General features: G+C 50.9%; 17 protein-coding genes. 5 read left to right on the forward strand and 12 right to left on the reverse strand.

Features of this window, described 5'->3' with window-relative positions; all coding sequences use genetic code 11:
* Positions 1-15 precede the first annotated feature (15 nt).
* Entirely contained in the window at positions 16-426 is a 411-nt protein-coding gene (locus HA50_RS18040; protein WP_084876947.1) for a hypothetical protein, read from the reverse strand.
* A gap of 13 nt (positions 427-439) precedes the next feature.
* Positions 440-1,129, reverse strand: coding sequence for a hypothetical protein (locus HA50_RS18045; protein ID WP_084876949.1), 690 nt, complete (start codon positions 1,127-1,129; stop codon positions 440-442).
* 1,114 nt (positions 1,130-2,243) lie between these two features.
* Here HA50_RS18045 and HA50_RS18050 point away from each other — a divergent pair.
* Positions 2,244-2,960 carry a helix-turn-helix transcriptional regulator gene (locus HA50_RS18050; RefSeq protein ID WP_084876952.1) on the forward strand — a complete coding sequence of 239 codons (717 nt, stop codon included), beginning with the start codon at positions 2,244-2,246 and terminating at the stop codon, positions 2,958-2,960.
* 112 nt (positions 2,961-3,072) lie between these two features.
* On the opposite strand, the gene HA50_RS18055 is transcribed toward HA50_RS18050, so the two are convergent.
* Positions 3,073-3,693: a hypothetical protein gene (locus HA50_RS18055; protein ID WP_084876954.1), complete on the reverse strand. Its 621-nt coding sequence runs from the start codon at positions 3,691-3,693 to the stop codon at positions 3,073-3,075.
* Positions 3,694-4,510: 817 nt separating this feature from the next.
* Here HA50_RS18055 and HA50_RS18060 point away from each other — a divergent pair.
* Together HA50_RS18060 and ddlA are read left to right on the forward strand one after the other, a co-directional pair.
* A complete protein-coding gene (locus HA50_RS18060; protein ID WP_084876956.1) occupies positions 4,511-5,173 on the forward strand; it encodes a formyltransferase family protein in 663 nt (220 codons plus the stop codon).
* A 635-nt stretch (positions 5,174-5,808) separates the two neighbouring features.
* On the forward strand, positions 5,809-6,903 hold the full coding sequence (ddlA, locus tag HA50_RS18070; protein WP_084876961.1) for a D-alanine--D-alanine ligase: 1,095 nt from the start codon (positions 5,809-5,811) through the stop codon (positions 6,901-6,903).
* Positions 6,904-6,906: 3 nt separating this feature from the next.
* Here the strand turns inward: ddlA and HA50_RS18075 are convergent, their stop codons facing one another.
* The 4 genes from HA50_RS18075 to HA50_RS18090 all read right to left on the reverse strand — a co-directional run bounded on the left by HA50_RS18075 (position 6,907) and on the right by HA50_RS18090 (position 12,056).
* Positions 6,907-8,331: a GGDEF domain-containing protein gene (locus HA50_RS18075; protein WP_084876964.1), complete on the reverse strand. Its 1,425-nt coding sequence runs from the start codon at positions 8,329-8,331 to the stop codon at positions 6,907-6,909.
* A gap of 253 nt (positions 8,332-8,584) precedes the next feature.
* Entirely contained in the window at positions 8,585-10,033 is a 1,449-nt protein-coding gene (locus tag HA50_RS18080; RefSeq protein WP_139810984.1) for a SulP family inorganic anion transporter, read from the reverse strand.
* Positions 10,034-10,035: 2 nt separating this feature from the next.
* Positions 10,036-10,677, reverse strand: coding sequence for a carbonic anhydrase (locus HA50_RS18085; RefSeq protein WP_084876968.1), 642 nt, complete (start codon positions 10,675-10,677; stop codon positions 10,036-10,038).
* Positions 10,678-11,246: 569 nt separating this feature from the next.
* Complete coding sequence (locus HA50_RS18090; RefSeq protein ID WP_084876970.1) at positions 11,247-12,056, reverse strand: 5'-nucleotidase, lipoprotein e(P4) family; 810 nt, start codon at positions 12,054-12,056, stop codon at positions 11,247-11,249.
* A gap of 109 nt (positions 12,057-12,165) precedes the next feature.
* Here HA50_RS18090 and HA50_RS18095 point away from each other — a divergent pair, with 109 nt between their 5' ends.
* Positions 12,166-12,885, forward strand: coding sequence for a purine nucleoside phosphorylase YfiH/LACC1 family protein (locus tag HA50_RS18095; protein WP_084876972.1), 720 nt, complete (start codon positions 12,166-12,168; stop codon positions 12,883-12,885).
* Here HA50_RS18095 and idnR read toward each other — a convergent pair.
* The 4 genes from idnR to idnD all read right to left on the reverse strand — a co-directional run bounded on the left by idnR (position 12,849) and on the right by idnD (position 17,105).
* Positions 12,849-13,877 carry a DNA-binding transcriptional regulator IdnR gene (gene idnR / locus HA50_RS18100; RefSeq protein WP_084876974.1) on the reverse strand — a complete coding sequence of 343 codons (1,029 nt, stop codon included), beginning with the start codon at positions 13,875-13,877 and terminating at the stop codon, positions 12,849-12,851. The two genes, HA50_RS18095 and idnR, sit on opposite strands and share 37 nt — an antisense overlap.
* 31 nt (positions 13,878-13,908) lie before the next feature.
* The gene (locus HA50_RS18105) at positions 13,909-15,228 is read right to left on the reverse strand and encodes a gluconate:H+ symporter (protein WP_084876977.1); all 1,320 of its coding nucleotides are present in this window, start codon (positions 15,226-15,228) and stop codon (positions 13,909-13,911) included.
* Between the two features lie 70 nt (positions 15,229-15,298).
* Entirely contained in the window at positions 15,299-16,063 is a 765-nt protein-coding gene (gene idnO, locus HA50_RS18110; RefSeq protein ID WP_084876979.1) for a gluconate 5-dehydrogenase, read from the reverse strand.
* A 10-nt stretch (positions 16,064-16,073) separates the two neighbouring features.
* A complete protein-coding gene (idnD, locus tag HA50_RS18115; RefSeq protein ID WP_084876981.1) occupies positions 16,074-17,105 on the reverse strand; it encodes an L-idonate 5-dehydrogenase in 1,032 nt (343 codons plus the stop codon).
* A gap of 468 nt (positions 17,106-17,573) precedes the next feature.
* Between idnD and HA50_RS18120 the strand changes: the two genes are divergently transcribed.
* Complete coding sequence (locus HA50_RS18120) at positions 17,574-19,577, forward strand: NADPH-dependent 2,4-dienoyl-CoA reductase (protein ID WP_084876984.1); 2,004 nt, start codon at positions 17,574-17,576, stop codon at positions 19,575-19,577.
* Here HA50_RS18120 and rlmG read toward each other — a convergent pair whose 3' ends face one another.
* Entirely contained in the window at positions 19,578-20,696 is a 1,119-nt protein-coding gene (rlmG, locus tag HA50_RS18125) for a 23S rRNA (guanine(1835)-N(2))-methyltransferase RlmG (RefSeq protein WP_084876987.1), read from the reverse strand. It abuts the gene before it with no gap.
* Positions 20,697-20,718 lie beyond the last annotated feature (22 nt).

A 20,718-nucleotide genomic window follows, 5' to 3' on the forward strand; every position in this document is an offset into this window, starting at 1 on the left:
AATATAGAATATCTCTCAGTTAATCACTTTTGTTAGCGTTATGACATTCTTATCTTTATTCTGCGATAATAAGAATTGAACTTTCTTTTCCCTGTCAGACATCCAGACTTGTGTTAAACCATTATCTTCTTTTCTGAATAGAGAATACCCTTTTGATTTAAGATATTCTTCCAATTGCATCATCCCCCCCCCAGTATAAACAATAGCACTCATTTCCCCTTGGCTACCATCAGGGGAGGCATAGATAAAAGTGAATCTATCCGCGACTCTGGGAGCATTCTTTATCTCCTTATCCGTATAAAAATAATAGCTGTAAAGATCATTTTCTTTATACTCAAAATTTCCCCTGACCGGAACGTAAAGATAAAAGGCTACAATAATAATCAATAGAAATATAGAAAAACACCCCAGTCCTCTCATCTTCATATACTTCCACCACTCAATTCAAAAAGGAAAAATAAGTACCATTCCTGTTTAATACTCTGACTTTATCTGACCTGAAATCAGTGTACGGCTGAATCCACCGCATAAAATCAGGAAGGTTTCCCTTATAGGGCTTTTTGATTATACAGGGATCTTCTGGATCAGGGAAAAGTAGTGGTAAAAAACCAGTGTTTTTATAATTACCTATCGGACCATAGTAGTCCCACCGCTTCAGAGCATCAAATTTACTTACTAATCCAAGTCTTGATTGATAATTAGAAGGCAGTACCGCTCGATAAAAGCCCAGCAAATCAGATGTTAAGTCTTCACAGCTGAATCCGCTATCCGTATACCAACTGAAAAAAGCTGATGCCTGATACTCTTCAAACATCCTGGCAGTTGCCATCATCATCCCCAATGCAATACTATGTATCTCACTAACTGAACGGCCTTTTTTAATTTCCCATTTAACATATTTTCCAGTTCCAAATCGTTTACTGAAAGCATGCATCTTTTGTGTATAATCAATCTTATAATAATCATTTTTACCTGCCTCACCTCTGCGAAAATCTGCCAACAGAGAAGTTATATCTGTACCCTGCGCATGGCCCAAATCAATCCAACCCAGCACATTACTGTATACCAGACCATTTCTTCTATTGCTATTCCATTCATATGGCTCAATAATTTCATTACGATTACTCATAGCAACGTCCTCTGTAAATTTTCCTTTTTATTCTCGCCATCCTGAATGCAAGACTATGAAGAGTTTTTAGAAAAAGAAGTTCAATAAAAAGGCACATACTTAAGATAAAGCCTACCCCGGCTACCTTAGCCAATCCTTATTAAATTTTCACCTGACCATTCAGACCATATACTTATCAAAATAAAATATCCACCTTAAAAATTCACCTTAGATTCATTCTGTGAACTACCTTCTCTTTTTTACACCTCCTAACTCTAAAGATGTATGGGCCCTCAAATTCAGCATATAACTTATTATAATGATGTCCTTACCAATATTTACATTGTGATAATTTTCCGATTTCATAATTTATACCAAAAATTCTAAACTGCGAGTTTTTTACTTTCCAGCCTGATCACATCAGACTGACACACCTGCCTGCAAACCAATCATCAAATTTATGATCCACCTCACATCCCCACAAACTACACCAAGGTATAGTTTGCTCATGTATTTCCCTGGTGTTGGCCTGATTTGGCATCCCCTCGTCCGAGGGGATTTTTTTAACTTCACACATCCTGAAAAGCAGATCCTTCAGCCATATCCGCCCCACTCTGCATATTCTGACCCAATTCAATCACTAATTCCGGCGTAAACCAGCCACGCTTTCCGATTTAATCCGAAAGCGATTTTCGATATAAACCGTTCATTTTTTACCGAAATTCTGAATCAGTGATTACAGCCAGGGAAGTGAGCGGCGACAAGCAAAGGACTGAATGCTAATTTCTGGCGCAATTATAGCATGAGGGAGAAAATAGCCCTGCTTTATTCCAATATAAACCAAAGTCTTGTAGACTGACACTTCCGATGCAATCATGCCAGTTCCGGTGTGACCAATATAACATGGCACAGTTTAGGAACTGTCGCTCAGACCTCTTCCTACCTGATAATAATCATGGCCTGATCGTCATTAGAGTGTAATCGTTTTATTTAAATCTGTATTAAGCACAGGAAAAATTATTGATGCACATACAGATACCCCGGAGAGATCGACTATAATAGCTTGTAATGACTTAAGCTTTACTTTATTCGGAAAGCTATCGTTCTGAACATTTCTTTTAAAGAGAATTGACTAATGAAAAGTTACTTTTCAGATAACGAAAAAAATAATTATATAAAAAACAGTTTGGAAAGAAACATACTAAAGTACGGTAATTTTAAGTACGCATACGCTGTAATGGATAAAAAACATACAGATAACATAGTCGTCATTTATAACATAGAAAATGATTTTGTTGATGAGTATCTTTCCAATAAATATCAAAATATTGACCCTATTATTATCACTGCATTGAATCGCATAACATCTTTTACCTGGGATGATGACATCAAAATAAACTCTTATTGGCCAATGGATAAAGTTTTTGTTTTAAAATCTTGTAATTTTTTAGCTGGTCATACTTTTGTTGTACATGATTATTATAGCAATCTGGCAACGCTAACATTATATTATGATAAATTTCTGATGACTGATGTTGCTGAACTTATCAAAAATCTTAAAAATGATTTTCAGGATATTCTACTGAATACCCATGAAATGTTGCTTCAGATCTACATGAAATCAAAAGAAAAGTGCGCTATGAATATGGATCTGTCTACCCGTGAAGCTGAAGTACTCTACTGGAGCAGTACCGGAAAGACCTATGCTGAAGTTGCTGGGATCCTGCACCTCACCGTTAGCACGGTTAAATTCCATATGGGAAATACAGTCAGAAAACTTGGCGTCAAGAATGCAAAACATGCTATTAGCTTAGCAAATGAACTCAACCTTATACCCCGACCAGGTAAATGATTCTGAGCGTTCGCCTTCGTATTAAAAGCTAACAGTCAGACGGTAACCAAAATATAAAACGACTGACCTCCAATCATCAGTATTGTATCAGCTCACTTAACGTACTTATTGATTATAATTCAGAAAATGCAATGGTTTGCTGTGGTTCACGCCAGATTGGAAAGAACTCAGGGAAACCCTCTACCTTCCTGGGAGATCCTGCATCACGAAAACCAAATCGCCTGGATATGATTTGTCCACCGCGCCTTGTGCACTCGGAGTAGCATGGAAAACCATTTTTATCCAGAATGACATTCAGTTCACTGAACAACGTCGCCAACACTCTTGTGCTTTCATGGCCGCGATGTGCGCGCTTTACTGCCGTGAGAAATAAATAACAGTGAGGCGGGGTTCGGGGATGATAGTTATCACATCCCTTCATCCACGCTGCAACGGTCGTATAGTCTGAGTCACATGCCCGGCGCAGCCGGTTATCGATATCAAGCTGTTCGTTGCTTATTGCCATAAATTCTGATCGAAAATAAACCTGAACTCCCGCATAGTTTTCAATAAAGTGTATGCCGCCATATTCTCTGGCGAAATCAACATAGACACGAAAAAAACGCCACATTCTGTCAAACCGACCTACCTGATTGATAAAAACAAATTTATATATCGGATCGTCAAAAAACTCAGCTGTCAGCAGATCGCAGATATTATCCAGATCTGAATCCCTGGCTTGCATACATTGCATTTTTATCTCCTTATTTTACTTTATGCCTTTATTGAATAGCAGGTAATCATGATATTTCGCTAAAATATATTTATTCAGCCAGACCTTTTTTAGCCAGTGATTTGTGAAAACTTAATCTGGAATAGGGGGGGCACACCTAGCCTTAAGTACAGTATCATAAGGCATTGATGATTTTGCTGCATAACTTCACACTTTCGGAAGAAATTATGAAAGAATGGTTGTGATCATCAGATTTCAACTCAAATAAACAATAATATATTGATTTGTAATTTATTTTATGTCCGTATAATGAGAATCGTATTGAAAGAGGATTTTTATTAGGATGCTGTATACGCCGCTTCCAGCAACTGCACACAGCACTGCTACGCGTACTACTTTCGAGGCAACTTAATGAGTTTCGCGTAGCGCGAAGGGTGAGGTTCCACCTGTATAACTAATTAGATAAGCAATTAGTTTAGCTGATTATCTACCATCCGTGATGTCTACTATAATATCATCCAAAGTGATTTCATGAGGTTCTCCTTAATCAAAAACAATTTAATTTTTTGTTAAAAAAATAATCATAGCCTGCACCTTACCATCCTCACCTCGGAAGACCGAAAAATAGATTGATTTGTAGAGTTAAATTATTGTAGCTTTCATTTCCAGTATTGTAACTGAACGAATCACTACCCTTAATTAACTTGACTGAGGTGGTATATGTACACTTGCCTTACTGAATCACTATTTCATACTAGCTTCCTTGCAAAAAAACTAAATAATCATAACCTGAAATGGATCGTAAGAAACGCTCGTGAACTCGATTGCGAAGAATTGAATGAAATGCATTCAAGTCTTAGCAAAAAAAATTCATAGACAAAAAGACTTAAATACTATCGAAAGATCTTATCGCGGACTGAGTGAAGCAGAAGAGTATTTAGCGTTAACATATGGAGTACCTGAATTACATCCATTAAAACTGGCTAACATTGTCACAACGATCGACTTTACTGATGATTTTCTTTCTCATTGTACGGATGGCGTGAATGCGATTGACAATTCAGGTGCGATTATATTCCTTAACGTCATTCTTAAAAATAAATGGATTGATTTTTTTGAACAACGAATAGTTAATGCTCATCCCGCTGTTTTACCTTACGCAAGAGGAATGTTCGCCATTGAGCAATTTCTCGTTGATAACACTCACTGTCAATTTGAACAAGCTGCTGGAGCAACAATCCATTATATCGATATGGGAATTGACACAGGGGCTATCATTGAGACGGCTCAATTGGAAAAAATATGGGATCTTGAATCAATTTGGGCAGTTAAAGGAGAATCTTATCTCCTGGCATTCGAATTAATGAAATGTTATTTAACGCGCAAAGAAAAATTCACCTTAACTGATTGTCATAGGGCAGATAAAACTATATCAAGCCCTTTGTATTTCAGGCGTAACTTTTCACCCGAAATAAAAAAACATCCGAGACCAAATTCATAACATTGAAAGGTAACAATGCATGATGCCAATGTCGGGTTGTTTATCCTGTTAATCATTTCAATCTACATCTATATCGCAGAAAAGTTTAAAGAGATTAAATCCCTGCTCCCCCCTAATGGTAGGTGGGAAGTCAGGAAAAAATGTAATAATCGCTAAATTCAAAGCCAGTCAAGATATCTGGATTAATTACCGGGACACTTTTTTCCAGTCTGCCGTTCCCCATGCTCAAGGTACGCATAATTTAGGAAATGCAATAAAAGCCTGCACTCTTAATATGAGCACCTGGCGTATTGAAGAAATCAACCTCATCAATCCAGATGATTACCGGCTGAACTTATGAAGGGGAGACCTCCATCCCCTTTACATCAACGTCTTTCTCCCTGGCAATCCCTAAATCTCACGATGCAAAAATTCCCCACCTTCCTCAAATTTATGATCCACCTCACATTCCCACCAACTATACCAAGGTATAGTCCAATCATTGATTTCCCTGGTGTTGGCCTGATTTGGCATCCCCTCGTCCGAGGGGATTTTTTTAACCTCTCTCCCCTAAAGGCCGCGGCGACCCGCTATACCTGCGCCCCCCACCCCGTGCTATCTTACCCATTCGCTTTACCGCAATCGGACAAAAAACAATGGCAAAACAGCGCGTGGGAATCATTTTTGGTGGAAAGTCGGCCGAACATGAAGTGTCATTACAATCAGCAAAAAACATTCTTGAGGCCATCGATAAAAGTAAATTCGAGGTGGTGCTGCTGGGTATCGATAAGCAGGGAGAATGGCATCTGAATGATGCTTCCGGCTTTCTGCTTAATGCGGAGAATCCCGCACTGATAGCGCTTAACCGCTCCGGTGAGAATGTCGCGCTGGTGCCTGGGCAGGCATCGCAGCAGCTAATCACCCGTCACAATGCCCATCCTCTGTCGCAGGTTGATGTCATTTTCCCGATTGTGCATGGCACGCTGGGCGAAGATGGTTCGCTACAGGGTCTGCTGCGCATGGCGAACCTGCCATTTGTCGGTTCCGGCGTGCTGGGTTCTGCCGTCAGTATGGATAAAGATTTCACCAAACGTCTGCTGCGTGATGCCGGGCTGAATGTTGCCCCGTGGGTCAGCGTCACCCAGGCACAGCGCGCCCAGCTTGATGTGCAGGCAGTGGTGGAGCGTTTTGGCCTGCCGCTGTTTATCAAACCCGCGAACCAAGGATCCTCGGTTGGCGTCAGCAAAGTCAGCCATATTGAAGAATTAGCGGCTGCACTTGATCTTGCCTTTACCTTTGACCGCAAAGTCCTGATTGAGCAGGGTATTAAAGGCCGCGAGATCGAATGTGCCGTGTTAGGGAATGACGACCCCGTCGCCAGCCCCTGTGGCGAAGTGGTGGTGCACGATGAGTTTTACTCATATGACACCAAATACATCAGCGAGAACGGTGCTCAGGTTGTGGTGCCAGCTGCGATCGATGCTGAAGATAGCGAAGCGATCCGTGCCGTGGCGCTGAAAGCATTTCAGGCGCTGGAGTGCAGTGGTATGGCGCGTGTGGATGTGTTTCTCACGGCGGGCGGAGAGATCATCGTTAATGAAGTCAATACGTTACCTGGCTTCACCAACATCAGCATGTATCCCAAGCTATGGCAGGCCGCAGGTCTGGATTACAGCGCGCTGATTACCCGTCTGATCGAGCTGGCGCTGGAACGCCATCAGCAAAGCAGCGCACTGAAAAGCAGCGTGTAGCTATCAGGCAACATCATTTACCATCGTGCGAGGCTCAACGGCTGGCGAAGTTTGATTGCGGCCGTTGCGCTTCGACAGATAAAGGTTCTTATCTGCCGCCGAAATCAGGCGGTTAATCACGCCCTGCCACTCCCGCTCGTTCACCGCACTGCCATGTGCCAGCCCAAGGCTGCCGGTCACGGTCACGGTATTGCCCTGCAACCAGAACTTATCTTTAACCATCGACTGGCGAATCGCTTCGGCCAGTTGATACAGCTGGATGTGGCTGTAGTCAAACACCACCACGACAAATTCTTCGCCACCAAAGCGGCAAACCAGCCCGCGATTATTCACCACATCCTGAATACGCCGGGCAATTTCTTCCAGCACGCCATCACCGGCGTCATGACCAAAGTTGTCGTTAATGGCCTTGAAGTAGTCAACATCCAGCATCACCACCCCGGCGACACGGTGCAGAGAGAAAGGCTCCTGGCGCAGATTTTCATACAAGCCAGAACGCGACAGCAGCTGGGTGAGGAAATCAAAATTGGCGCGCAACGATAGCCGCTGATTCAGCTGGCGGATGGCGTCCATGCTGACGGCCACCAGCAACGGGCTGATGGTGATGGTCGCAACGCCAAGACGTACCGAGGTGAGATGGCTGATCGGCAGCAAAGCATCATCGCCCTGAATATTCATCACCCCGTGGGAAACCAGAATGATTTCGGTGATCCCGGTAAGCAGCAGTACCAGGCTGGTGATGGGGATCGGCAACACAATCGCACACCAGATCAATGCCGGAACCGGGAAAGTCAGACTACCCGCCCCGCCAATCATCGCGCCGATAGTCAGCGACAATACGACACCCACCAGCGGCAGCAACTTGCTGGCATGTAATAACGAACACCAGGCGACCGAGCGCAGCGGGCGCGCCAGCAGAACTGGCAGCAGCATCAGCGAGGTAGAAAATTGCTCACTGAACCAATCGCCCCAGGCGGTAACAAAACGCGCACTGAAGCCGACTTCCTGCACCCAGGCCCCCCAGGTCGCGCACGACATCGCTGCCAGCAGGCAGGCGGGGAAAATACGCATGGCGTTAATCACCCGGCTATTTGCCGATGGGGGCAACAGATGCTTAATCAGCATGCTGACCGCCACCAGGATAAACAGGATATTGGCCACGTTGAGGGTCACAGCGAGCATCGCCCAGCCGGAGAACACCGTATCGTTAAAGACCATCGCCACAAAACAGACGACATAACTGGAGATACGATGCAGAAAAGGGTTACGCACCATCAACCCGGTAATCAGCGCGTTGACCGGCCAGAACAGCGACAGCTCCTGCGGCACACGCAGATGGCTGCCAATAAAGCAGAAAAACAGCGTGATGAGGAACAGCGAGAGAGCATTCTTTTTAAAATTATTCTCTGCAAACAGCTTAACGCGCATACGTCGAACCCTGTAACCTGGAAAGTCGCTGCCATATGCCGGGGGCATCAGCAGGCATTAAACCTGAAAAAAGGACATTCTGATTCGTTAATTAAGCCCGTGTTCATCATTCAACTCTGCGCCTGGGGGGCCTGAGAGAAGCCAGGCAATGATGGAGAAAAGCGCGACAATTATGCCCTGTAAATAAAAAAATCGGATATCCGAGATATCCGATTTTTAAGTAATAACACAAATTTCAGTTGCAGACGGATTGCTATTTTACCGCGACTGGCCACTGACTCAGTCGAATGCCGCGTTTATCCGCATTTTCGCCAAAATCCTGTAGCACCGCTTTGACATCCGGGTCGAGATACTCGGCATTATCGTGGTCCACAATCACCACGCTGTTTTCCGGGATCTCTGCCAGCAGGCCCTGCAATTTGGGGTTATGCATAAAGGTCAGATTCTGCTGGAAGCGCAGCACGTAGTGGTCGTCATAACGGGTCAGCTGCAACGCATTGCGGTGGCTCTGATACAGGCTGAAAAGTATCTGGGTAACGATACCGATGCCGATCCCAGCCAGCATCCCAAACACGATAATGCCGCCGATGGTGGCAAGGAAGGGGACATATTGCTGCGCCCCCATGCGCATTTGCTCGACGAGCAGACGTGGCGTTGCCAGCTTATATCCGGTGTACAGCAGCACAGCCGCGAGGCTGGCGAGTGGGATCGCATTCAGCAACTCGCTAAACCACAGCCCGCAAATCAGCAACAACACGCCATGCAGCAGAATCGAGACTTTACTTTGCGCCCCCACGCTGACGTTCACCGAACTGCGCACAATCACTGCGGTGATCGGCATCGCCCCCAGCAACCCGGCGGTGAGGTTACCCACCCCCTGAGCAAACATCTCTTTGTTTGGCGAGGGGGCCGGATGTTGTGGACGCAGTTTTTTCAGCGCCTCCTGGCTGAGTAACGTTTCCAGGCTCGCCACCAGCGCCAGCGTCAGCGCCACCACCCATACCGCAGGATTTTGCCATGCCAGCCAGTCCGGGGTTTCCAGTTCGGCTGCCAATGCCGCCATGCTGTCAAAGGCAGGCAGAGTGATGCGCGGCAAACCCGCCACACCCGACACCGTTGCCAGGCATCCCACCAGCACTGCCACCAGCGGGCCGGGGATCCAGCTGAGCACTTTGATCGATTTGATAAATGGCGTGGTCCAGAACCACAAAATCAGCAGCCCGACACCGGCCACCAGCATCGCCGAGGCCGAGAACGCGAATTCGCCATTCAACAGCGACACCAGCTCCGCATCCCCCGCCGCCCCCAGCGCGACCGGAATTTGCTGGATAATCAGCAAAATACCAATTGCCGCCAGCATCCCCTTGATGACACTCCCCGGAACCAGGGCAATAAAACGTCCGGCACGCAGCACACCAAACAGGCACTGCAACAAACCCGCGAGCATCAACGCGGTGAGAAAAGCGGAGAAGCTGCCCAACGTCTCAATCGACGCCACCACGATGGTGACCAGGCCCGCCGCCGGTCCGCTCACGGCAAAGCGTGACGGACTGAGCGCCGTGACCAGCAATCCGCCAATCACGCCGGTGAGCAGACCGGCAAACGGTGGCAGACCACTGGCCTGGGCAATCCCGAGACAGAGTGGCAGCGCCACCAGAAACACCACCAGACCGGCCGGAATATCCTGACGCAGGGTATTCAGATTCATGGTATCGATTCCTCTGCAGATTGCTGAATTAACTCTTTCAGATGGCCAGACTGCAGGTCATACACGCAGCCAAACACATCCAGTTGTTGTCCGGCCTGCCACGCCAGCCGCACCGGTTCGGTTACCACTAACTGCGAAAACTGGGCAATCACGTTAGCTTCCACCAGACGATTAAGTTTGCTGCCCTCTTCTTCCTGCGCGCTGGCCGCACGATATTCCACCAGCCCCTGCGCTAAACCGTTGCGCAGGGCGGCAATGCGCCGCGCCAGCGCCGAATCTTCCTTTGCCAGCGGGCTTTCCGGCAGACCAAGAGCCGCCTGCACCCCGCCACAGCCGTAATGGCCGCACAACACCACACGCTGAACGCCGAGATAGAAAATCGCGTACTGCAACACGCTCATCAGATTGTCGTCATCAGGCACCACCATGTTGGCGATGTTGCGATGGACAAACAGTTCGCCCGGATGCGCGCCGGTTAATACCTCAGCTGGCACACGGCTATCAGAACAACCAATCCAGAGGGAATGCGGTTTTTGCTGATGAAGATATTTTTCGAAATAGTGCGGATTACGCTGGCGGCGCTGTAATGCCCAACTGCGATTTTTCGCTAATAAGGGTTTGAGTGTCGTCACAATTATCTTCTCTTAATGTCCGGGAATACCGTATCCAGGCAAATTACGCCGTGAATAAGACAGGGCTCAGGGGAAAAAGCGGAGCTTCCTCACAAAAAATGGTTATAGACGCTTAAGAGTAGTAATGCACCATGGTTATTTCCAGACCCTTCCATTTAAGGCTAAATGTAAATTTAGATTCAGTTTATGTCGGAGGAAAGTAAGGTTTTGCAAGGCGGCGGGGAAATGTTACGGCGGATGATACGCATTAATATCATATAGTTAAGTTGATAATTAAATCATGCATAATCAATACAATGACAAAAAAATACACGCAATTAGATTATGGTTAATTTTCTTTTAACGTTGCGGGCCATTTAATACCAGGAAATTTCTTAATTATAAAATTTATGATTGGATGATTTCACTGTCTTACCGTTAAAAACGCCGAATATTACGCTATTTATAGCGCCCGGTTGCGGTAAGAGATCACGAAAATAATGAGAAGAATAATAGTTGCGATGAAAAGTAAATATTTCCGGACCTGGAAGGGTTAAATAGCGCCCGACATCGCAGGCGCTTTTTTTCCTGACGAATTATTTACCGTTCCACGCTCTCAGACGCGCTTCACGTACCTGCAACTGCTGTTCCGGCGTCAGCTTGTTGTAGTTTTCCGCCATCCCGCTTTCCCAGTCACCGTACAGCGGGTTGGGCAGCACGATAAATTGCGTACCAAAGCGTTGATGATTGCCGCTGACAAACGCCCGACGCTGCTCATTGTTCTGATGCCATGTCGCCCCCCCGAAGTCATTCAGGTTGTCTCCGGCGTACAGCACCACGTTATAGCCTTCGGCTTTGATCGCATCGAATCGTGCCTGTTTGTTGGAGCTGCCAGTGCTGAGCCGTACCGTTTTCTCATTCACTCCGCTGAAACCTAGCTTCTTCAGGTTATCCACCGTCGCGGCGTAATCCTTTTGGTCGCGATTGGATACATAAAACATAGTGCCGCCATGGCTGTTGACGTAGTTGGCAAACTCCACTGCGCCCGGTACCGCCAGAGCCTGACGCGCCTGTGTCCAGGCTGACCAGGTTTTGCCGCTAAATGGCTGACCATTTTTTGCCTGCCACGCACTGTAGGCGCTGTTATCGATCATGGTTTCATCGAGATCGACGATCACCGCCTTGGGCTTACCAGCCAGCGAAGGAGCCTGATCAAACGCCATGCGCGCGGTGTTGAACGCCTGCCAGCTCAGAGCCTGATACTCGCCCGATTGCTGGAACCAGTTTACCGCCAGTACCGACTGCTGGCCGAGCTGCGCCTGTGCCTGCTGTTTCGAAGGCTGCGCACAGCCGGTGAGCGCCAGCGCCATCAGGCTCGACGTGACCAGCCAGGTGGTTTTTTTCATCATTTCATCCTTAAGTGATTACGGTCAGTTTGTGTAAAGCTGTCAAAATGTAGCAGTTAACGTAAGCTGTTGGCAGCAGAAAGCGATCGGCTCGATAAAGGAGATACTTATGGCTCACCCCGAACATCCGGCACCACGCTCAGCATTGCTCGATGCGCTGGGCTGGCTGGAATATGCTTTTCAGCCAGCGGGCGTACCGGCTCCCGGCGATGCCGCCTATGGACATCAACGCCACAGCGCCAACGTGGTGATGGCGGGTGACAACCTGCCGCCCAAAAGCTGCGAATCCGATGGGGTGATTGGTGAGGATAACCGGCCGGTCGCGGTCTACACGGCCGACTGTCTGCCGGTGCTGTTCGCCGATACCCATAACCATCAGGTTGCCGCGGTACATGCCGGGTTGAAAGGAACCTTGTCCGGCGTGCTGAATAGCGCCATTGACCGCCTGTTGGCGCTGGGCGCTCAGCCCGCGACCCTGCATGTCGCCATCGGTCCGGCAATTGGGCCGTGCTGCTATGAACTGGGCGAGGATTTAGTGACGCAAATGCAGGCGCAGCCCGGTTTACCCGCGCTGAACTGGTCGGCCATCCAGCCGGAAAATCCGCAGGCCATCCGGCCTCAGGCACGCGCCCAGCAGCAGGGGATTTGGTTTGATTTGCCGCATCTGGCGCGGGGATTATTACAGCAACGCGGCATTCCGGCAGAGCAGATTGAAGTGGTGCCGCTATGTACCTATTGCATGGCCGAAGCCGGTTCCAGTTACCGCTACAACACCCATTTTGCCAGCGGTTATCAATCCCGCTTCTCATGGATTCGCTGTCGCGACTGAATGGTTTCGCCCATAAAGATCTGATAGTTGAGATCGATGCTGTCAGCATTAAAGGTCGGATCGGCAATTTTCTTCAGCAGCAGCTCCGCCGCCTGGACGCCAATGGCATAGCGCGGCGTGATCACACTGGCGAGGCTGGGATACATCTCCCGGCTGATATCAAGGCCGTGAAAACCGGTAATGGCGATCTCATCCGGCACGTTGATACCGTGGCGCTGACACCAAAGCAGCGCGCCCAGCGAAATATCGTCATTGGTACAGAAAACCGCGTCCAGTTCGGGGTGCAGGCGTAGCGTCTGCTCCAGCATGGTGGCTCCGAGCCGCTGGGAAGAAAGGGTACGCGGATTGATCCGTGCCGCACGTAGCCCCCGTTCCTGCATCGCTTTGCGGAATCCCTGGAAGCGAAACTCATCCCGACGATCATCCAGCGAACCGAGATAAACAATGCAGCGTCGCCCCTGCTCCAGCAGCGTGCGCGTCATATCATAACCCGCATTGAAGTTGTTAAAACCCACCTGCATATCGAGGCACGGCCCCTGAGTATCCATCACTTCAACGATGGGAATCTTTGCCGCACGCAGATACTTCACCGTACGCTGCGTATGCTGTTTTTCACACAAGATGATGCCGTCAATATTCCACGCCAGCAGATTGCGCACCTGCTGCTCTTCACTGCGTGCATCGTAGTTATAGTTGGCGATCAGGGTCTGGTAGTGACCGGCGCGGGTGGCATGTTCGATGCCGCTCAGCAGATCAGCAAAGATCTGGTTTTTAAACGAAGGGATCAGTACGCCCAGCGTGTCGCTTTTCGCCGGTGACTGCCCCCCGGCCACAGGCTGAGGCACATAGTTCAGTTCTTCGATGACCCGCGCAATACGTTCGCCGGTATGGCTGGCCACCTTATCCGGCGTACGCAGGTAGCGGCTGATGGTCATTTTGGTGACGCCCGCCAGCTCGGCAATGTCCTGAAGAGAGATACGATGCTCAGTCATGATGGCTCACCTCCCTGTGCAGCCACATCGGTTAGTGGATCAACGAATTGAGGATCAACACGCCAGCCAGACCCAGCACCGAGATCAGCGTTTCCATCACTGTCCAGGTTTTCAGCGTCTCAACCACGCTAAGGTTGAAATACCCTTTGAACAGCCAGAAACCCGGATCGTTAACGTGCGAGGCGATCACGCTGCCCGATCCCACGGCCAGCACCATCAGCGCCGGATCGGCGTGGGTCGCTGCGATAATCGGCGTCACAATCCCGGCCGTGGTGATGGCCGCCACCGTCGCCGAACCCAGCGCAACACGCAACATCGCAGCCACGGTCCAGCACATCAACAGCGGAGACAACGAGGAACCTTTCATCATATCGGCGATATAGTTGCCGACGCCGCTATCCACCAACACCTGCTTGAAGGCACCGCCACCGGCGATGATAAAGATGATCATGGCAATGGCGGCGATAGACTCTCCGCACATGTCCATCACCTCGCCCATCTTACGGCCATTGCGCAGACCCAGCGTCAACACCGCAATCACCACGGCGATAAACAACGCCACTGCCGGGTTACCGATAAATTCAAAAAACTGGCGCAGCGGATTCTCTTTCGGTGTGGTCAGCTCAAACACCGCAGCAATCGCCATCAGCACCACCGGGATGACGGCGGCAAAGATGCTGATACCAAAGCCCGGCATCTCTTCTTCGGCGAAGATTTTCGGGTTATACAGCCCTTCCGGCGGTGATTTTTCAAAGCTTTTGAGGAATTTGGAGAAGATCGGACCTGCGACAATCACGGTGGGAATGGTGATGATCATGCCGTACAGCAGCGTGGTACCGAGGTTCGCACCGAAAATGGTAGCGATAGCCGTTGGCCCCGGATGCGGCGGCAGGAAGCAGTGAGTCACCGACAGCGCAGCCACCATCGGCACACCGACATACAGCAGCGGTAAACCGGCAGCGGCCACGATGGTGAACACCAGCGGCAGCAGCAGCACAAAGCCCACTTCATAGAACATCGCCAGGCCAACAATCAGGCCGGTGACTACCAGCGCCCATTGCAGCCGTTCCTTACCGAAGGCGGCAATCAGCGTAGTGGCAACACGTTGCGCGGCCCCGGTGTCAGACACCAGCCGCCCGAGCATGGCACCAAAACCGAGGATCATCGCCAGTCCGCCCAGCGTCGAACCGATCCCTTTCTGGATCGACGCCATCACATTCAGCGGCGTCATCCCTTCGGCGATACCCACCACAGCGGAGACAAACACCAACGCGATAAAGCCGTTGATCTTAAAAACAATCATCAACACCAGCAGGAGAACCACGCCCAAAACAATTATGGTTATTGGCATTTTTTATTATCCATAGAGAAACAAGAGGTGATTAAGGTTTAGGCGCACCCTGGTGAATGCGCCAATTGAATCACACAGCCACGCGCATACCGCCATCGACGAACAACAGGTGACCATTAACAAAATCAGACGCTTTGGAGGACAGGAACACGGCAGCGCCGATCAGTTCCTCGGGTTTACCCCAGCGCGCTGCCGGAGTGCGTTTGGTGAGCCAGCCGGTAAAGGCGGGATCGTCCGCCAGCGCCTGGGTCATTTCAGTCACGAAATAACCGGGAGCAATGGCGTTGACCTGGATATTGTGACGCGCCAGTTCCACGCACATGCCACGCGTCAGCATGGTGACGGCCCCTTTGGACGCGGCGTAAGGCGTGATGGTGTCGCGCCCCAGCTCGCTCTGCATCGAACCGATGTTGATGATTTTGCCCTGCTGACGATCCACCATCTTCTTCGCCACGGTTTGTGAGACGAGGAATACCGCGGTCTGGTTAACGGCGATAACGTCATTCCAGTCCTGCTCCGGGAATTCGAGGAACGGACGACGACGCTGAATCCCGGCGTTGTTCACCAGCACATCAATCGCACCCCACTCCGCTTCAATCTCATCCACCGCCTGCTGTACCTGGGCTGACTGCGTCACGTCAAACGCCTTCGCCTGGGCGCGCAGCCCCAGATCGCGCAGCTTGGCAGCGGCCTGTTCCGCACCGCCCGGGGTGGTGGCGTTAACAATCACTTCCGCACCGGCCTCGGCCAGGCCGCGTGCCAGCAGGAAACCAATGCCGCGTGCCGAACCAGTGATCAGAACACGTTTACCTTCGAGGGAAAAAAGCTGACTCATAACCATCTCCTTAAAATGTTAACTGGACTTTTGCGGCACGGGTTTTGTCACCCGCAAACTGCAGCGCAGCATCAATGTCCTGCCAGCCATACTCACCGCTGAACAACGGCAATGGGTTGACAATGCCCTGAGCCAGCCACTCGACGGCAGTGTTGAATTCGTGGGTAAAACGGAAGGAACCGACCAGGTTAATCTCTTTGGCAATCAACTGCATAATCGGGAACGAGGGGATGGCACCGCCCATACCCACCTGCACCAGCGTGCCTTTGGCGCAGACCACATCCAGGCAGCGTTGCAGCGATGACGGATGCCCGGAAGCTTCAAACGCCACGTCAAAATAGCCCTTATCGGCCAGATACGGCGTGAAGTCGCCAGTGGCGGCATGAATCACGTCCGTGGCCCCCATCTGCTGCGCCATTACCAGCGAACGCTCGCTGATATCGCTGCACACCACCGACGCTGCACCGCGTGCTTTAGCCGCGGCGGCAATCAGGCAGCCGATCGGGCCAACCCCGGAGATAAATACATGCTTGCCGCTGAGATCGCCGGCCTGATGGGTAGCGTGAATGCACACCGCCAGCGGCTCGGCAAATACCATCACACTTTCATCAGCATCCTGGGGAAAGGGGACGCACTGCGCGCTATCCACCACTTTGTACTGGGTGAAACCGCCGTCAACGTGCGGTACATACATGGCGCTGCCGAAGAAACGCATGGAGACGCATTGGTTCTCCTGCTCGCGCTGGCAATATTTGCACTCGCCGCAGGGCTTAGAAGGGTTAACCGCCACTTTCTGATCGGGCTTCAGTCGTGGGTCGTCGCTTTCAACCACATAGCCAATCACCTCATGGCCGAGAATCATCGGCATTTTGACTTCAAAGCTGCCGACTTTGCCTTCCTGATAATAATGCAGATCCGAACCGCAAATGCCGCCGCGCGTAATGCGCACCAGCGTCCCTTTGCCGTTCCATTCCACCTGCTGCTGTGCCACGCTGACTTGTTGTTTTCCGGTGATCACGCAGGATTGCGTTTCGATATTCATAACTTCCCCATTCAGTGGTGTTGCAATGGGGGCCATAAAACCGGGTTAGCGGGGTTAAAACTGTGACGAAGATCACTCAAAAACATGTTACGAAAAAGCTGTTACGCATAACGTGATACACGATCGTCCTACCCGGAACTCAATGAGAGAAATATCCAGGTTATCGCCAGACCGGTCCTGGTTACCTCCCATCCCGAACCTGCGAAGATACGCCCATCCTCAATGGGGATAGCTGGATTGAGTCTCAGTAATTAATAACTAAAGAGCTAAGTCGTTAGCCATGACCTTAATGCCATTTCAGGGTGAGTAAGTTCTTTCCCGTGCCTGGGTAAAAGATGTCCGATTCTTGCGCCCGTACTTACCACCCTGCTTTTTTTGATGTGACTCACAGGCTGAATACGTCCCACTTCCTTCCTGATAAATACCCATTAAAGTTAACTCATCCGACCACTTCATTAGTGAGTGATTATGACTGAGTACCCTGCGCTGTTCGCCCCACTGGATCTGGGTTTTACCCAACTTAAAAACCGTTTTCTGATGGGTTCCATGCACACCGGTCTGGAAGAACATAGCGATGGCGCTGAACGGCTGGCCGCCTTTTATGCAGAACGGGCGCGAGAAGGCGTGGCGCTGATTGTCACCGGCGGCATCGCCCCCAATCCACAAGGTGTGGTGGCGCAGGGCGGCGCGATTCTTCATCAGGAAAGTCAGTGCGGCTGGCACCGTAGCATCACCGATGCGGTGCATGCAGCCGGGGGTAAAATTGCCCTGCAAATCCTGCACGCGGGACGCTACAGCTATCAACGCAATCTGGTGGCCCCTTCGCCGTTACAGGCACCGATCAATCCCTTTATGCCGCAGGCGCTGAGCGAAGCGGATATCCTGCAAACCATTGCCGACTTCGCCCATTGCGCCCGGCTGGCGCAGCAGGCGGGCTATGATGGCGTGGAGATTATGGGTTCGGAAGGTTATCTGATTAACCAGTTTCTGGTAGCGCACACTAACCAGCGCGAGGATGACTGGGGCGGCGATATCGCGCGACGTCAGCGTTTTGCGCTGGCGGTCACGCGGGCAGTGCGCGCTGCGGTGGGCAACGACTTCATCATTATCTTCCGTATTTCCATGCTGGATTTGGTGCATAACGGCAGCACGCTGGCCGAAACGCTACAACTGGCGTCAGGGCTGGAGCAGTGCGGCGTCACCTTGTTTAACAGCGGCATCGGCTGGCATGAAGCACGAATTCCCACCATCGCCACCTGCGTACCACGCGCCGGATTTGCCTGGGTAACGAAGCACCTGCGTGACCATGTTTCCGTACCGGTGATTGCCACCAACCGCATCAATCACCCGGCGGTAGCCGACGAAATAGTGCGTGACGGCATCGCCGATATGGTGTCGATGGCGCGCCCTTTCCTCGCTGATGCCGCATTTGTCAGCAAAGCCCAGGCCGGTAATGCCGATGCCATTAACACCTGCATCGCCTGTAATCAGGCCTGTCTCGATCAGATTTTTGTCGGCAAGGTGACGTCCTGCCTGGTCAATCCCCGCGCCTGCCATGAAACGCTGATGCCCGTGACCGCCGCCTCCCCACCAAAACGGCTGGCGGTGGTTGGCGCAGGCCCGGCGGGCATGGCGTTTTCGTTGCAGGCGGCACAGCGCGGCCATCAGGTCACGCTGTATGAAGCCAGGACGCAAATCGGCGGGCAATTCAACATTGCCCGGCAAATTCCCGGCAAAGAGGAATTCAGCGAAACGCTGCGCTACTTCCGCCATCAGCTTGAGGCCGCTGGCGTAACCTTGCATACCCAATGCCGCGTCACGGCTGAGCAACTGGATGACGCCGATGAAGTGATCGTCGCCACCGGCATTGCCCCACGCCAGCTCACGCTGCCCGGCATCGATCATCCCAGCGTTTTAAGCTATCTCGACGTGCTGCGCGATAAAAAGCCGGTGGGGCAACGCGTGGCGATTATTGGCGCGGGCGGCATTGGTTTCGATACCGCAGAATTTCTGCTGCATCAGGCCACACATCAGGAAGATTTCTATCAAAGCTGGGGCATTGATCATTCGTTGCAGGCGCGGGGAGGATTAATACCTGCTGCGCCAGTGCCTGCCGATCGCCAGATCTGGCTGTTGCAACGCAAATCCGGCAAACCCGGTGCCGGGCTGGCAAAAACCACCGGCTGGATCCATCGCGCCAGCCTGCAAGCGCACGGCGTGAAAATGTGGGGGGATGTGGAGTATCTGAAGATTGATGATGAGGGGCTGCACTTGCGCCATCTGGGTGAGGACATCACGCTGGCAGTGGATAACGTGGTGATCTGCGCCGGTCAGGAACCTCTGCGCGAACTGGCCGATCAACTCAGGGCGCGCGGTAAAGCGGTCCGGCTGATTGGCGGTGCGGACGTGGCGCAGGAGCTGGATGCCCGCCGCGCCATTTCACAAGCGACTGAGCTGGCGCTCAGCCTGTAATCAACGCAGTTTGACGGAACGCAACACCACAAACTTGGCGGTTGACGCCACCAGCGTGCAGTTGCCGAACAGCTTTTTCATCTTGTGATGATAATCGAGGTGGCGGTTGCCCACGATGCGCAACTCGCCGCCATATTGCAGACAACGTTTGGCATCACGCAGCATTTGCCACGCCAGATGATCGGTTACGGCATGCTGCTGGTGGAACGGCGGGTTACACAACACCGCGTGCAGACGATCGGAAGGGAATCCGCTCAGCGCGTTGTTCACGCGGAACTGGCAGCGCGCTAAATCCTGCGGGCGGTTCACTTCGACGTTAAGACGGCTCGATGCCACCGCCATGTAAGACTCATCAAAGAACAACACTTCAGCCTGTGGATTCTGCTCCAGCGCCATCAGGCCAATCACCCCATTACCGCAGCCGAGGTCGAGAATCTCCCCTTCAACATCATGTGGCAGATGCTGCATAAAAAAGCGCGCACCGATATCCAGCGAGCTACGGGAAAACACGTTGGCATGGTTATGGATCTGATAGTCAGTGTCATCCAGCGGCCAGACGGTGGTTGGTGACTGTGCAGCCAGCTTTGGCGCGGTGTAATGGCTATACACCAGACGCGCCTTTCTCCATGCCAGTGAGGTTTTGCTTTCGCCAAGAATGCGCTCAAACAGTTGCAGGGTGGAGCTATGGATATCTTTGGCTTTCGCCCCGGCCAGAATCAGCGTGTCAGGCGTCACCACATCACGCAGCGCACGCAGCTGATGCTCCAGCAATGCCAGGGTTTTAGGGATTTTGATCATCACCACCGCCGGGGCGGCAGGCAGCGCCGCCAGGCTGTCGAGAAACTGCACCTGATCTTCATCCATATCATTGAGGCGCAGGTTTTGCCGGGCCGCCTGCTGGCTGAGCCATGAATCGCTGACATGCCAGACCTGACGATTATGCAGTCCGCAAGTCAGCGCACCGAAGCTGTCATTAAATAACAGTACCGGACCGTCCGGCAGCGCCTGCTGCAACAGATATTCATCTGCCGCATCCCACGCCTGCAAAGGGCTTTCTTCGCGCATCGGCGGAAAGCGGTGCAGCGTCAGGGTGCGATCGGTCAGTTCAAGTTGGCTCATGGAATCTCCGGCGTGGTACACT

It is taken from the genome of Pantoea cypripedii (assembly GCF_002095535.1).
In the GTDB taxonomy this organism is placed as follows: Bacteria; Pseudomonadota; Gammaproteobacteria; order Enterobacterales; family Enterobacteriaceae; genus Pantoea; species Pantoea cypripedii.

What these genes read in the sequence shown, in the direction of transcription:
- idnR (WP_084876974.1), bottom strand. Translation starts at nt 13,877, where the DNA reads ATGACTGAGCATCGTATCTCTCTTCAGGACATTGCCGAGCTGGCGGGC.
- HA50_RS18075 (WP_084876964.1), bottom strand. Translation starts at nt 8,331, where the DNA reads ATGCGCGTTAAGCTGTTTGCAGAGAATAATTTTAAAAAGAATGCTCTC.
- idnO (WP_084876979.1), bottom strand. Translation starts at nt 16,063, where the DNA reads ATGAGTCAGCTTTTTTCCCTCGAAGGTAAACGTGTTCTGATCACTGGT.
- HA50_RS18060 (WP_084876956.1), top strand. Translation starts at nt 4,511, where the DNA reads ATGAAATGCATTCAAGTCTTAGCAAAAAAAATTCATAGACAAAAAGAC.
- idnD (WP_084876981.1), bottom strand. Translation starts at nt 17,105, where the DNA reads ATGAATATCGAAACGCAATCCTGCGTGATCACCGGAAAACAACAAGTC.
- HA50_RS18120 (WP_084876984.1), top strand. Translation starts at nt 17,574, where the DNA reads ATGACTGAGTACCCTGCGCTGTTCGCCCCACTGGATCTGGGTTTTACC.
- ddlA (WP_084876961.1), top strand. Translation starts at nt 5,809, where the DNA reads ATGGCAAAACAGCGCGTGGGAATCATTTTTGGTGGAAAGTCGGCCGAA.
- HA50_RS18105 (WP_084876977.1), bottom strand. Translation starts at nt 15,228, where the DNA reads ATGCCAATAACCATAATTGTTTTGGGCGTGGTTCTCCTGCTGGTGTTG.
- HA50_RS18050 (WP_084876952.1), top strand. Translation starts at nt 2,244, where the DNA reads ATGAAAAGTTACTTTTCAGATAACGAAAAAAATAATTATATAAAAAAC.
- rlmG (WP_084876987.1), bottom strand. Translation starts at nt 20,696, where the DNA reads ATGAGCCAACTTGAACTGACCGATCGCACCCTGACGCTGCACCGCTTT.
- HA50_RS18090 (WP_084876970.1), bottom strand. Translation starts at nt 12,056, where the DNA reads ATGAAAAAAACCACCTGGCTGGTCACGTCGAGCCTGATGGCGCTGGCG.
- HA50_RS18040 (WP_084876947.1), bottom strand. Translation starts at nt 426, where the DNA reads ATGAAGATGAGAGGACTGGGGTGTTTTTCTATATTTCTATTGATTATT.
- HA50_RS18095 (WP_084876972.1), top strand. Translation starts at nt 12,166, where the DNA reads ATGGCTCACCCCGAACATCCGGCACCACGCTCAGCATTGCTCGATGCG.
- HA50_RS18055 (WP_084876954.1), bottom strand. Translation starts at nt 3,693, where the DNA reads ATGCAATGTATGCAAGCCAGGGATTCAGATCTGGATAATATCTGCGAT.
- HA50_RS18045 (WP_084876949.1), bottom strand. Translation starts at nt 1,129, where the DNA reads ATGAGTAATCGTAATGAAATTATTGAGCCATATGAATGGAATAGCAAT.